Genomic DNA, 13,590 nt, shown 5'->3' with positions numbered 1-13,590 from the left:
ATCAATTATAAAAGTAAGCATAAAATAACCCCCACATGTATGAAGCAGGCAGGGGTAATTTGAATCCATAAATGGATTGTCCAGGGTTTCTCCAGGCTCTACCGCCCCTCCAGGCAAACTCCAATCGGAGGTACTTTCGTCAAAAATCAAGGCACTCGCCACATCGACTCTTATCAAACAAATTCCCCTCCCAATTAAACTGGATATTTGCCTGACCACGTTGCTGCACCATTAGGTGAACGAAGGCAACCGTCATATTGCCGGCTGCCTTCGTGTGTCTTGATTCCGTTATCGGATTCCGTTAGGTTAGCCTCGATTTTAATATTCATCCTGATGTCGTTCTCCGCCAATTCTAGCTTCCCTGGAAACAATAACGTAATATACGCTGCTATAGGAAATATTTCTAGAGTGAATGTTGCGGTTCAATTGCAAACATTGGATTTTGCCGGAAACACTCCTCCATGATCCGGATTTGCAGCCAAACGCTCTCGGGCGTGACTGCAGGCGGCTTGCCCTCCGTAAGGGAAGCGTGCAACGACTCGTAGAAAGCGATTTGCGGTGCAGGATAGGGGCTCCCTTCCCCCTTTTTCCAGCCTCCTTCATACCACTTCAGTTGCTCCTTGCAATAGAGCGGATTGCCGTCCGCATCGCTCATCGGAGTCTGCTGCAATTCTTGGCGGGGAGCTTCCTCGGGATTGAAGTATTTCCATTCCACTTCGGCTAAGGACGCCCGCAGGCTGCCGTTCGTTCCCTGGATCAAGTAATAATTGGAACTCGGGTAAGCGCAGCAGTTCGATATTTCCAGATCGATCGTCGGCAGTCGCGGGCCGGTCAGGATCAGCTTGCAATAGTCGTCCGCATCGCCAAAGCTGTTCGTGTTGTCCATCCGGCACAGCACGGAAGGCATGTCGTCGGTTCCGAGAAACTGAAGCGCTTGATCGAGAAAATGGGCGCCGGTATTCATCAGATTGCCGCCGTTGTACGCTTTGAGCGTCTGCCAGTCCCATCTGCGTGAAAACTGGTTGACTGTCAGGCCGATTTGCACGATACGACCCAATACGCCGGAATCCAGACATTTGCGAATTTCCAGGAACAGGGGGTTGAACCGCCACTGCTGGAAAATCGTCAGCAGCGTTCCCGCCCTGTCGCGGGCCGCGATCAGGGCATCGACCTCCTCCGACCGGCGGGCGAGCGGTTTTTCGCACAGCACATTGAAGCCCGCCTCCAGCAGCTCCAGCGAGACGGGAACATGGAGATGGCTTGGCGTCGCATTGACGATCAGGTCGAGATCATCCCGCTTCATCATGTCGCGGTAATCGGCGTACGCCTCGCAGCCATAGTCGCGTTCAGCCGCTTGCCGACGCTGCTCCAGCTCGTCGGAGACGGCGGCGAGCGCAAACCTGTCGGGCAGCTTACGGATCGTCTCGGCGTGAATGTTCCGGCCGCTTCGGCCCTGCCCAATGATCCCCACCTTCAGAATGGAGACACTCATCGTGCGTCACCCGCCTTGCCGACCGCCAAGTTCACGCTTCGGCCGGTTTTTCTGCTTTCGTTGGCCGCTTCGATGAAGCGGATAACCTCCAACGTTTCCGAGGCGGGCAGCGGCGAGACGCCCGTTCGGAACATTTCCATGATGATTTCGAGCAGGCTGGCATACTTCGGCTTCGGGTCCGACTGGGCGTGAACCCATTCGATGCCTTTTTCCCGATGTATCGCCACTCCAAACGAGCCGTTCCCTTTGCGGTTGCCGCGAATGACGCCGATCCGACCGTCGCTCCACAGTCCCGTCGTGACATCGTGATCGTTCGAGGTGACGGACGTCACCTGCACGCAGCCTTCCCCCATCACCGCATACAGCATCTCCACGGTATGAATGCCGTACCAAAACAAGCCCGGCTGCGTGGGCTCCAGCGCCATCGGCCCGCACGCGTCCGCCCCGATTATCGGGCTTTTGCCCCCACCCTCGATCGCGTCCTGCAGCGCCTTGACATATCGCAGCGACGAAGCGCTCATCAGCGGAACCCGATGCGCCTCTGCCAAACGGACCATTTCGCGAGCGTCCGCTGAGCTGACCGCAAACGGCTTGTCGATAAAAACCGGCTTGCCGTAGCCGGCAATGCGATGAAATTGCGACAGATGAACACGTCCGTCGACCGAATGAAGCAACACCGCGTCGCTCGCCTCGGCCACTTCCTCCGGGCTGTCCACGATGCGGACGCCGTATTCATCCCGCAACGTGGCCGTATAGCCCGGCATTTTGGCTATGCTGGAAGGGAAATCGGGGGAACCTCCAGGATAAGCCGCCACGACCTTGCCGCCGGGCACATGCCATGGATCTTCCTTGTCGTGCAGCAGCTTCATAAACGCCAATACGTGGGACGTATCGAGACCAATCATGCCAATGTTCAGCTTTTGCCGATTTTCCAGAGCCGTCATATTCGTCACCCTTTGCTAGGAATTATCCGTTTCAGGCCGACCGGTATGACACGCACTTACCGGTTTTTTTCCGGCCCCGTACAGAATAGCAAACGGCGGTACAGGGATACAGGCGACGCCGATGACAGTTTGATGGATTCTCATGCCGGTTTTTACAGGTATACCGGATTATGATGACTTTGACGCCCTCACCTGCGCAGCTCCACCGGCGGAACCCCCCAATATTTCCGGAATACACGCGAAAAATAGCTGACATCCTTGAACCCGGTTTTTGCAGCGGCTTCGTACACCTTGAGCCCGTTTTCCAGAAACGTTTTGCCGCGTTCCATCTTCAGTTTCCAGACGTACTCCGAGAAGGGTTGGCCGATCTCACGTTTGAACAGCCGGCTCAGATGGGACGGATGCACGTGCAGCCGCTCCGCCACCTCGTTTAAGGACAGCTGTCGATCGAGCTCGCGCTCCAGGATATGTATGACCTCTTGGATAAGCGGATGCACTACCGACTCGGACAGCCGGTGCACGTAACGTACCAGGTGGCCTGCCAACGTCTCCAACAGCGCCATCCCCTGCTCTTTCGTGGCGATCGACTGTAAATTGAACATGGCCGCATAATCCTCGCCGAACACCTCGACCGCCAGCCAGCCGTTTTGCGAAGCTTGGCGGGCGAGCAGCAGGCAGCCTTCGAGCAGATGCATACGCCATTCAACCTCGGCGGAAGCCGCTTGCTTGGTCCGGCTTGCCCACCACTGCCGCAATGCGTCCAACGCCTCGGCGTGTCTGCCGGCTTTCCACGCCGCCTCAAGCCGCTTCTCAAATTCCGCGGCGGAGACGGCTTTCCTTTCTGTCGGCGTAATCGCACTTCTGACCGCCGCAGCGGGCGCAGCCGACGGGATCAGCGCCTCCACGCAAAGCTCCGCCTCGGCCACCTCCCAGTCTTTAATCAGAAGTCGCAGGGTGCCGCGCAGCCGGTCGAACTTCCAGCCCCGTGCCGCATCCGGCTTGGGGCGATTCGGCTGCATCGGCAGCTGGACGCCGTTCAGTGAAAGTCGGGTCGGCTTGTCCCGGACGTGTACGATCAGCTCGTAGTCACGTTTGGCCGGCATACCCGGGTAAATGCCGGCACGCGGTTCGATCCGCACCTTCACCAATTCGGCGGTTTCTTCGCAATACATGACGGTCACCGCGACCTCGCCCTCCTTGTATCCGAACGTGACGCCGTCATCCTCATACATCGCAAATTCGCTGCCCCCGTGCGGATAAATATGAAGCGCGATGCGCTCAACCGGCGTCTGCCCGATATTGTCTATATCCGGCCACATCGGGAGAATCGCTCCCCCGCGGACAAACAACGGCCCGCCAGCGTCGTCCGGCAGCCGGCAATCGATCCGCTTCGGCCCTTCGTGCGCTTCTCCCGTCCAATAGTCGAACCAGCGGCCGGCCGGCAAATAGACGCAATCGATATAAGCTCCGACGAGCAGAGACGGCCCCAGCATATATTGATGCAGCAAATCGCCGCACGCCGGATCGTCGGGAAAGTGCAGCGGCATCGCCCGTAAAATCGGCATTCCGGTTCGCGCGGCTACATGGGCCGCAGAATAGATGTAGGGCAGCAGACGGTAGCGAAGCTGGGCGTATGTTTTGAATAATTTCCTCACGCCTTCCTCCAGAAAAGCGGGGTGGCGAAAATACGCCCAGCTGTTGATCTGCGACCATGGCTGCAAAAAGCCGAAATGAATGCCTTCCTTCGTATGAATAAACATGTCGCAGGTCGTATGGACGTGCCCGCTCATGCCGTGATTGAGCATGGAGACAAGCGCCTCCTTGTCGTTGCGCGATTGTCCCGCCCAAGTGGCTGCGTATTGCTGAATGCCTGTATAGCCGGCGAGTGTATACATCATAGGGCGTCTTCCCGTCTGCTCCAAATACCCGCTAAACATCTGCTTGGCGAGCAGCACGGGGTACAAATTGTGCATCTCCTCGTCGCTCATCCCGTTGGCCCACTGCCGATTGGGGTGATTTTGCAACTGCCGGCTGCCGATTAATTTAAAAGAAGCCGTCCCCTGATCGACAAACGGCCGCAAATGCGCGTACCAGGGCTCCGGCGCTTCCCCGTCTACACGCCCGCCTTCGCGGAGCTCGAATTCTTCGTGAGCGCTCAGATCGTAGTCGCAGTACAGCAGCAGACTGAGCTTGAAGCCGTGGCTTCGCAGCGTGCCGATAAACGTATGCGGTCCGGTAAGCGCCGATTTGGGCGTATAAAACCGCTCCGGGTGCCACGCTTTAACCGTGGAATGATCGTAGCTCCGTTCCATCCACCCCCCGGCCAGCCCGATCATATCGCAAGGAATGCCCTCCAGGCGAAAACGGAGAGCGTCGTCGACAACCTCTCGTGCGTTCAGCGTATCGTGGCTAATAAAGGTCAAGCCGTATGCCCAGATCGGCAGCAGTGCCGGTTTGCCGGCTATTTCCGTATAGCTGTCCAACAATTCGCCGAATCCGCTGCCTGCAAAAAGATAACAATCAAGTTCCCTTTGCGGTCCTTCGACAAGCAGTTCATCGTTCTTGGCAGCCCCCAGATCAAACGTATGTCTGCGTGTCGTATTCATCAGGAGCGCCCAGCCTCGGCTGCTCATCACGAACGGAATCGGCGCGTATGCCGAAATATTGGTTACCCGCATGTCCGAAGTCGTCCCGCGCTTCTGTAACCGCTCCCGAGTCACATCCCCGAGACCGTACAAGCTCTCCTCCGCGGCGAGAACAAAACGTAGCTGGAAGCCGCCGTCCGGCCTGAAGCGGGGCGGCTCCGCGGTATGGGTCAGTTCCGTCCCGACTGCATCGCGCAACAGCAAATTCCCGTCCCGCAGATCGACCGCCAGAACGGCTTTTCCGGTATCCAGCTCGACCGAGTCGTTCAAACGCCGGATCGCGTATCTCCCCCCGCTGCCGGGCTCGCGCAATATGCCGTAACGGATCAAAGGCGGCTCTGCGAACGACGTTGTATCGTTCAGACGCACGCGAAACGTGCCTGCCGCCAGAACTTCAACGCGCATCCAGTTGCCGCCCGGCAGTTCGAATTGCAGAGATGAATCCGACCAATCCATCGTACCAGTCCCCCAGAATCGAATGAATATTCATTTTTCCTATCTGCATCTTATCATACTACCAGACAGGTATCATCAAAATACATGAAGCGCTTACAAATCGTCATTTAAGTACATGACAAGCGCATAAGCCTCCTCTGTTATCCCGACCGGACCGCTCTTATACTGAAGCTGTACGCAACAAACCAAATCAGAGGAGGCATAACGATGCGTAAGAAAGGGGCAATGGCTTTGATCCTGTTGCCGCTAGCCATGGTGCTTGGCGCATGCTCGCAAAACAACGGTTCGGCGGACGACAACGGTGCGCGGACGCCCGATTCCGCTCTCCAGGCGGACAAGAAGGAGCCGGTCGAACTGGTCTTTTATTACCCTTCCGCCAACGACTGGACCGCGGATACGTTCATGGACACATTCGGGGAGCCGATCAAGAAAAAATTTCCGCATATTACGCCCGTATTCATGCAATACGGGAAAGGGACGAGTTTGCCCGAACTGCTGGCGGCGGGCCAACGGATCGACATCTATTTCGGCTCGCCGGGGGCGACTAGAACGCTGGAGGACCATCGGCTCCAGTACGATATTATGCCTCTCATCCAAAAGTACAAATACGATCTGGATCGGTTAAACCCGGGACTTGTAAGCGTAGCGAGAGCATTGGCGCACGGCGGTATGAACAGTCTGCCGGTCTACGTGCCCCCTTCGGCCATTTATTACAATAAAGACATCTTCGACAAGTTCGGAGTCGCTTACCCGAAGGACGATATGACTTGGGATGATCTGTACGAGATCAGCAAAAAGCTGACGCGCACGGACAGCGGTATGAATTATCTCGGCCTGACCGCTCCGGTCGGCACGTTGAATCCGCTGAACTCGCTCTCTTTGCCGCTGGTCGATCCGACGAGCGAGAAGGCTAACTTTCAAACGGACCCGTGGAAGTCGTTCATCACGAATATTTCCCGGAATTTTATGCTGCCGGGCTACGACAACGATTTAAAAGCGCTCGATGTCGGGCGTCAGCGGAATTTCTTCTTCCAGGAACAGCGCGCAGCCATGTGGATCGCCCTGACGAACCTGCACAAGCAGCCGGAAATCACGAATGCGCTAAATTGGGACATCGCCGCCATCCCAACATTCAAGGAAGCTCACGGCGTCGGCCCCCAGGCGTATCCGACCTTGTTCAGCATAACGACCTTGACGCCCCATCCCGATGAGGCGTTCGAAGCGATCGCTTATTTGACATCGGACGATTTCCAGATGCAGCAGTCCCGTGCGGGCACGATGCTGCCAGTCCTGCAGAACCCGGCGTTCCTTCAGGCATTCAGCCAGGATTCGCCGCTTTACAAAGGTAAAAATGTGAAGGCGCTGATCCCTGCCAAATATGCAGATTCGATTTCGTTCACCGCCTACAACGGGTACGGGACGACCGAGCTGCTCAACGCGATGATCGATTATGTGCTCAAGCAAAAAGACATCAACACGGCGCTGCGCGAGGCAACGGAATTCACCAATCAAAGCATTCAAACGGCCAAATCGGGAAAGTAGTCCAAATATAAAACGAAACGGAGTGCAAAGTTTATGAACCCCATCGAACCTATCGAAACGAAAACGATAAGCAGGAGAACGCTGGTCGCATCCATGGGTATGGCCGGGGCCGGCATGCTGCTCGGACAGTACTCCCCCGTCCCCCGCGTCGCGCACGCCAATCCGCTGCCGCTGGAATGGAACGTCGTGACCGATTTCGGCGCCGTCGGAGACGGAACGACCGACGACACGTCGGCAATCCAGAGTGCATTAAACGCGACCGCAACCGGCGGCACCGTCTATTTCCCGATGGGAACGTACCTGATTTCTTCTCAGCTTACGGTTAGCAACAAAGAAATTCATCTGTTCGCGACCGGGAAGGCCGTGATCAAGGAAGCGTCCGTATTCGGCGTCCCCATGCTGAAGCTGCTCCATGCACACGGCTCTACGGTAACCGGCTTGTCGTGCCATGGCGCGGAGACATACGCCGGTTTTGCCGGCGCGAGCAGCTTGTTCAACGCCTTTATCCAGTTGGACCGCTGCAACCAGGCCGTCATCTCCGGCTGCTCCGTGAAAGACAAAACGTATCCGTTCCTGCTGTCCGTCTGTCAGGAATGCCATGTGACCGACTGCTACGTCGTCGGGTTCTTGAACGTTGGCAAGACTGGCGCCAATTATTGTTCGTGCTGCTATATCAGCGGCGGATTGAACAACAGCGTACGCGGCCTTGTCGGCAAAGATATGGGCTCCGGCATTCTTGTCGGCGCCGAAGGAACCAACCATCATATCAGCGATTGTTATTTTGAAAATATGTGGGACAACGGGGTCTACATATCGTCGGGCAAAGGGAATCTGATCGAACATATCACGGTCAAGCAAACCGGGGGCTCGGGCGTCAAAGCAAGAGGACATCGGCATATCGTCAGCAACTGTCATATTCAGGATTGCCTGATCGGATTTACGATAACAGGGAACGGCGCGACGCCGGACAGCCTCGGCTACAATGGCTACGGCACGATTCTGGAAGGATGCGTGGCGGAAAATTGCCGAAGGGACGGTGTGCTGATGAACGTCCAGGACGGGTATCTGCCGCGGAATATCAAGATTGTGAATAATACGTTAATCAATTGCGCAACGGAAGGCGGCGGCTATGCGGGCGTGCGCATGACCGCCGGGGTCGACACCGAGGTGTGCGGCAACACATTCCACCACTGCTCCGGCTCCTTCGGCATTTTGATCGTCGGCCCGCAGTCGGCCCCGGTCAGCGGATTGAAAATCATGAACAATTTCGTGTCCGAGACTCGGGAGGGCATCCGGCTTCAATACGTAACGCACAGCGTCATTACCGGCAACCATGTCCGCGATATCGACACGTACGGCATTTGGTTAAATAATTGCAATAATAATATAATCTCGAGCAATATCGGGCAGGAGCAGGTTACTTCCGGTTTGCTGCGTTGCCTGACGGCGGACGGAAGCTCCAACAATACGATTATCGGCAACCGGGCGACCTTGATGGACGTCAGCCGGGAAGCGAACGTACTGATCGGCAATTTGCCGGGAACCGTCAATTTCACCGACGACGTTACGGGTACGCCGCTTTACGAAGGGCAACAGGCGATCGTATCGGGCAACCTGTACATGGCGGCCGGCTCTACATCTTCGACAGACTGGAAGCAGATCAGCTAACCTTCATGAAACATTCGCATTTATAATACAATATTCGGTTCCATCGAAGCAGCGTTTCCCGATCGTAATCACTCTATCGGTCGGGATTTGTTTTCGTGATGAATCTATCGAACTAACGACTTACGTCAAGTTACCAGCTGGCACACTGGTTTCCTATCGCGGTACATACGTCTCCACCAAACAAAAAGCCGTCGAAATCCTCGGCGGCTCTTGTATATCTTTTTTTTATCATTCAGCTGCTTGACAGGTGAATCTACGAGCATAGCATGGTTATCTGCCCAACTTGGTGTTGATTTGTTTGTCCGCCGCTTCGACCGCTTCGCGGAACGCGGAGTTGAGATCGGTCTTTCCGAGCACCACCTTCTGGAAAGCGTCGCTAATGGCGGATGTCGCTGTGCCGTTGAACCGGGTTGGAGGGATGATGGTCGCGTACCGTTTCGGAATCAACGCTTTGGCATTCTTCCCCTGCAAGTCGGGCACGTCTGCGCCGAACGCCTCGCGGATGCCGGGATCGCGCAGGACGGACGGCAAACCGTTGCGCGAGCCTTTCAACTGCACATCGTGGGTGGCCATTGCCGTTGCGGCCAGAAACGCCGCTTCCCTATGCTTGGCATGCTTCGGTATCGTCCAGAAGATCACCTGCGGTTGGGGCCCAGCCTCCGATGCGCCAGCGGAGAACACCGGATAAGTCGCTGCATCCCAATTCATGGTCACGCCTGCGCTTTTTCTCGGAAAATCGCTGCTGTTCCTGACCGTAATGGCGATGTTCTGGTCGCGCACGAAAGCCGTAGCCGGGGCACCGCCTGTCAAGATCTCGGGATTAGGCTCATAGCCGGGAACTTGATAAAATCGGATGAAATTGTTCAGAACGCTCTTCCAAGGGTCCGTATCGAAAATCGCGCGGTTCGTCCCCGCATCGATCAATGGAAGCGATAACTGGTTCAGCGCCAGCTGGTTCGGAAACCACGTCTCGGCGTATCCCCGGTAAAGCGCCCCGCCCTCTATGCGAGTCAACGATCTGGCCGCGGCATACAGCTGGTCCCAAGTCATGCCGTCAGACAAATACGGAAAACCAAATTTATCGAAAATATCTTTATTGTACAGCAGGGACAGCGTTTGCGTGGCGAAGGGAATGCCGACAAATTTGCCGGGCTCGATCCGCTGCATGTAATCGACCATCGTCGGTTCAAATTCGTTCAGATTCGTATTGTATTTCTTGAGGAGGTCGGATAGGTCAGGGTCAATGCCCAAATCCATCAACTGGACCAGGTTGTCTACCGTACTGTAATACATATCAATGTTGACACCCGACGCGATTACCTCCGACGGCGAATTGCCGTTGGTGTTTTGTATCCAGTTGATTTTAAAATGAGGGTACTTGCGCACGATATCATTTCCGTAGAGCGCCATAAAATCTTCATATGGCCTCGACCAGAAATAGTAGATCGTCAATTCGACAGGTTCCTTTGCGGACGCGGATTCGCCGTCCGGCGATTTGGCGGTATCCCGGCTGCAGCCCGTCAGCATCATGCACGCAGCCATGAGCCCGGCCACCCCGCATAACAATGCGCTGCTTGGTTGATTCGGCATTTCTTGTGACCTCCCCGTTCATTCGATGGCCGATTGGCTTCTCTCCCCTACTCTGCGGACTTAGCCTCTAGGCAGGAGCGAGCTCCTGTACGTTCCCCTTCTTCTCAACTCCTGCGCAACACCACCATAGACAAAGCCGGAATGACGATATGCAACAGTTGCATGCTTGTCGCTCCCTTCTCTCTCCATATCGCCGGACGGCCTAACGGAGTGCTTCGGCTGTATATCTTCCACCCGCTCGCATCCGGCCCGATCCCCGTCAATTCCGGCTCCGACACTTCGTCGAGCGACGCGTTGACCAGACAGATCGTCCGCTCCCGCTCGCCGGCATATTCGAACACGGCGACATGAGGCGCGTAACTAGCCATCATCATCGGAGACGGATAATCCGGCTTGCCTAGCGCACCTAGCAGCACATCATGCAGCACGGCCCTGCGAATCGGATGAAGCAAGGCTTGCTGATTCTCCCAGCCATAGGGGATGACGAACACTTGTTCGTTGACTACGGTCATCCCGGGACCTAATAGGCTGTCGTCTGCGCGATGCAGCCGCGACAGGACAGACACCTCTGCCGCCTCGTTGTATTCCAATCGCAGATAGGCTTCCTGGCTATAGAACGGCCTCATCCTGCCGTTCGCAATGCCGGCGTAACTCCGGCCGTCGGCAATCCGTTCGTAAAATTGCGCCGTATGCCACTCGGCCCTGGCGATCCCGCACAACGAGCCGAGCCCCATATCGTAGAGCGTAAACGCCGCTTCACCATCGAGCAGCACTGCACACCGGGCAAACAGCTCCCGCAGTTCCGCCTCGCCATAATTCCGCAGCACCTGCCCGGATAAGGCCACCACACCCGAACAATCGGCCCCGTTGTCCATGACGTAACGGTTGGCGATTCCGCAGGCGGACAAGCAGCTGGCCCAGAACGTCTCCCGGGGGGACAGATCTCCCGGAGACTTGCCCCCAGCAACTGCCAGCGTATAGGAAGAACGCTCGTTGACGAGCACGCCGACCCCTCTCTGATCCTGCACCCGCAGGTGCATGGCGGCCACACTTGCGGCAAAATCCTTTTGCTCGCGCAGCCAGCGCTCATGCCGTTCTTCCGGATAGACACCGTTGCCTGCCATGTCGAGAATGTTCAGCGTAAGGCCCCTGCTGCCGAGCAGCAACCCTGTTTCCAATTGGAATCGTTGAAACGCGTGAGATTTGGCGTAATTGGTATAGGGTACATTCTCCAGCTCGGGATACAGCGGCGTCGCGGACGGAAGCAAGGAGGCGGTCAACCGTGACACCGCGTGAAAGCTCCACGCATATTGCATGCCTGTCGTCTCCCGGTATGCAGGCAGCGTAGGGCGAACCGCCGCCGCATGCACACCGTCCAGCGCCGCCAGCAGCCAGTGCCAATCGCGGCCTTCGGCGGCATGGGCGGCCGGATCGCTGGTCATCAAGCCCAGGCGGGTATGCGGCGACACCCGGTGCACAGCATCGGCGATCTCGGCGGCCACGTCCACCAGCTGTTCACGGCAAGCGTCCAGCCAAATACGGCGGTACGGGTGCGGCGGCCCTTTCGCGAGCATTCCCTGTACAAAATCGCTACGGTCCATCCGCTCCATTCCGGCACGAGAGGCAAAATCCGCCAAATGCGCATCGCAAAAGCAGCCTCCCCACAGCAGCGGGCGATGATTGTGAAAACGGAAATCGTCTTCGATCCAGAGGCAATGAGGTTCAAGCTCCGCATAAGCGGCGTACATCGAGGCGATATACCGCCTCCATTCCGGACACAGAGGGCATGCGACTGCTTGAGAGCGGTTGCCGCGCGGGTCAACCATGACCTGGAACCGATGATCTTGCTTCAACGTACCGCCGATGTCTTCATGCAGCAGCGTATTTAGCGGATTGATCGAGGTCGTGACCCCGATCGACGCAAGCAGCGGCTGGGCCCGTTCGATCGCCTTCAACCATGGCCGGGTTTCTTCCAGTGTCATATGGTTGAAATGCATAGGGTGAATAAAAAACATCACATCGTCAATTCCAGCGTTGCCGCAAAATGCCATGAGATCTTCGAACCGCTCGCTTTCCAGCTCGCCAGACCTCATGGTATATCTGAGCATATAAACAAATTCCGACAATCGGGACAACTCTCCTCTCAGGTTGAAAATCAGTCCGCAACCTGATTATATGAAGGATGCCGCATGCGGAACAATTAGCGGAGCATCCTTCTATTTGTCCATTTGTCGCATCATTTCTACGGGAGACAAGTCTAACGGCGGGGACGAAACTGATTGGGGGAGGAACCGGTCCATCTTTTGAATTGCCGGGAGAAATGGCTGATGGTGGCAAAGCCGAGTCTGCGGGAGATCGCCTCCACCGTTAATTCGTTATCTAGCAGCAGCTGCTTCGCTTGATTCAATTTGAGCTGGGTTAAATATTGCCGGGGGGACATGCCGTAGACCTGGGTAAATATTTTATAGCATTGACTGCGGCTCAAGTTTTGTTCTTTGGCGATGCCGTTGACCGCTCCTTTGACACACCCCGTATTGTGCAACCTCGCTTCGATGGCGTGGGCTGCATCGATCTGAAGCACCGACCCGGCATTCAGCGGAAGCTCCTCCGCCGGTTCCGTCTCAAGCGGTAGCAAGAGAGAAAGAACTTCCTGGATGATCAGCAAGATATGTCCCTGGAAAAACAAGCGATTCCGGTAGCTTAATTGAATGGCAAAGCGGTGGTCCGAGTCCGGCGAGGCGAGAAGAGGGGGCCCCGACTGCAGCAATTCCTTGGACAGCAATCCCTCCATCTCCCGGAAGTAGGCCGGCAGCCGAGTCCGCTGTATGCGATCTCGATCCAAGTACCGGTAAGGAGCCGCGGTGAGATGAGCGTATACTTCCTTATCGTCTATTTGGAAGTGGATGTTAAAGAAAGCGTAGCGGTCGGCCGAGCGATTGCGCGAGTGATGTTTAATCCCCGGCTTCAGCAGCAAAAGCTCGCCCGCACGCAACACGATCGTCTCTTCGCTGACGGTCAGTTCCCCGGTGCCCTCCCAGCAGTAACACAGCTCGAATAAATGATGATGATGCCTGGGATACGACCAGTCCGCCGATTTCACCCCGAATTGGCAGCCGACAACCTGCAGCGTATGGCTCGTATTGGAAATGCTGATCTCCATGCTCACGGATTCCCCTCCTCCAAAACGTATCAACAAACAGTCGGTATAGCTGAGCAAAAACAGCCGATCGTTTTGACGGCTGCCTTCGAGTTT

The 13,590-nt window shown here is 56.2% G+C and carries 8 protein-coding genes and 1 pseudogene; 2 read left to right on the top strand and 7 right to left on the bottom strand.

Going from position 1 to position 13,590, the window contains the following annotated elements; genetic code table 11:
- Window positions 1-78: 78 nt before the first annotated feature.
- From AC3Y2E_RS15850 to AC3Y2E_RS15835, 4 genes and pseudogenes are all read right to left on the bottom strand, one after another.
- Window positions 79-177, bottom strand: a pseudogene (locus AC3Y2E_RS15850) (NUDIX hydrolase); the annotation flags it as partial.
- 226 nt (window positions 178-403) lie between these two features.
- The gene (locus tag AC3Y2E_RS15845) at window positions 404-1,492 is read right to left on the bottom strand and encodes a Gfo/Idh/MocA family protein (protein ID WP_379211897.1); all 1,089 of its coding nucleotides are present in this window, start codon (window positions 1,490-1,492) and stop codon (window positions 404-406) included.
- A complete protein-coding gene (locus tag AC3Y2E_RS15840) occupies window positions 1,489-2,436 on the bottom strand; it encodes a Gfo/Idh/MocA family protein (RefSeq protein WP_379211895.1) in 948 nt (315 codons plus the stop codon). The genes AC3Y2E_RS15845 and AC3Y2E_RS15840 overlap by 4 nt, the downstream gene beginning before the upstream one ends.
- Window positions 2,437-2,624: 188 nt before the next feature.
- Window positions 2,625-5,537 (bottom strand): TIM-barrel domain-containing protein, encoded by a 2,913-nt coding sequence (locus tag AC3Y2E_RS15835; protein ID WP_379211892.1) that lies wholly within the window; start codon window positions 5,535-5,537, stop codon window positions 2,625-2,627.
- A 207-nt stretch (window positions 5,538-5,744) separates the two neighbouring features.
- On the opposite strand from AC3Y2E_RS15835, the gene AC3Y2E_RS15830 reads away from it, so the two are divergent.
- Both AC3Y2E_RS15830 and AC3Y2E_RS15825 read left to right on the top strand, forming a co-directional pair.
- Entirely contained in the window at window positions 5,745-7,079 is a 1,335-nt protein-coding gene (locus AC3Y2E_RS15830) for an ABC transporter substrate-binding protein (RefSeq protein ID WP_379211890.1), read from the top strand.
- Window positions 7,080-7,112: 33 nt separating this feature from the next.
- On the top strand, window positions 7,113-8,747 hold the full coding sequence (locus AC3Y2E_RS15825) for a glycosyl hydrolase family 28-related protein (RefSeq protein WP_379211887.1): 1,635 nt from the start codon (window positions 7,113-7,115) through the stop codon (window positions 8,745-8,747).
- A 270-nt stretch (window positions 8,748-9,017) separates the two neighbouring features.
- On the opposite strand, the gene AC3Y2E_RS15820 is transcribed toward AC3Y2E_RS15825, so the two are convergent.
- From AC3Y2E_RS15820 to AC3Y2E_RS15810, 3 genes are all read right to left on the bottom strand, one after another.
- A complete protein-coding gene (locus AC3Y2E_RS15820; protein WP_379211885.1) occupies window positions 9,018-10,337 on the bottom strand; it encodes an ABC transporter substrate-binding protein in 1,320 nt (439 codons plus the stop codon).
- Between the two features lie 104 nt (window positions 10,338-10,441).
- Window positions 10,442-12,463, bottom strand: coding sequence for a hypothetical protein (locus tag AC3Y2E_RS15815; RefSeq protein WP_379211883.1), 2,022 nt, complete (start codon window positions 12,461-12,463; stop codon window positions 10,442-10,444).
- A gap of 131 nt (window positions 12,464-12,594) precedes the next feature.
- Entirely contained in the window at window positions 12,595-13,497 is a 903-nt protein-coding gene (locus AC3Y2E_RS15810) for an AraC family transcriptional regulator (RefSeq protein WP_379211963.1), read from the bottom strand.
- Between the last annotated feature and the right edge of the window lie 93 nt (window positions 13,498-13,590).

Source organism: Paenibacillus sp. MAH-35, assembly GCF_058135425.1.
The sequence above is the reverse complement of the archived record's forward strand: the minus strand, read 5'-3'. Positions and strand labels throughout refer to the sequence as shown.

What these genes read in the sequence shown, in the direction of transcription:
- AC3Y2E_RS15810 (WP_379211963.1), bottom strand. Translation starts at nt 13,497, where the DNA reads ATGGAGATCAGCATTTCCAATACGAGCCATACGCTGCAGGTTGTCGGC.
- AC3Y2E_RS15825 (WP_379211887.1), top strand. Translation starts at nt 7,113, where the DNA reads ATGAACCCCATCGAACCTATCGAAACGAAAACGATAAGCAGGAGAACG.
- AC3Y2E_RS15820 (WP_379211885.1), bottom strand. Translation starts at nt 10,337, where the DNA reads ATGCCGAATCAACCAAGCAGCGCATTGTTATGCGGGGTGGCCGGGCTC.
- AC3Y2E_RS15840 (WP_379211895.1), bottom strand. Translation starts at nt 2,436, where the DNA reads ATGACGGCTCTGGAAAATCGGCAAAAGCTGAACATTGGCATGATTGGT.
- AC3Y2E_RS15845 (WP_379211897.1), bottom strand. Translation starts at nt 1,492, where the DNA reads ATGAGTGTCTCCATTCTGAAGGTGGGGATCATTGGGCAGGGCCGAAGC.
- AC3Y2E_RS15830 (WP_379211890.1), top strand. Translation starts at nt 5,745, where the DNA reads ATGCGTAAGAAAGGGGCAATGGCTTTGATCCTGTTGCCGCTAGCCATG.
- AC3Y2E_RS15835 (WP_379211892.1), bottom strand. Translation starts at nt 5,537, where the DNA reads ATGGATTGGTCGGATTCATCTCTGCAATTCGAACTGCCGGGCGGCAAC.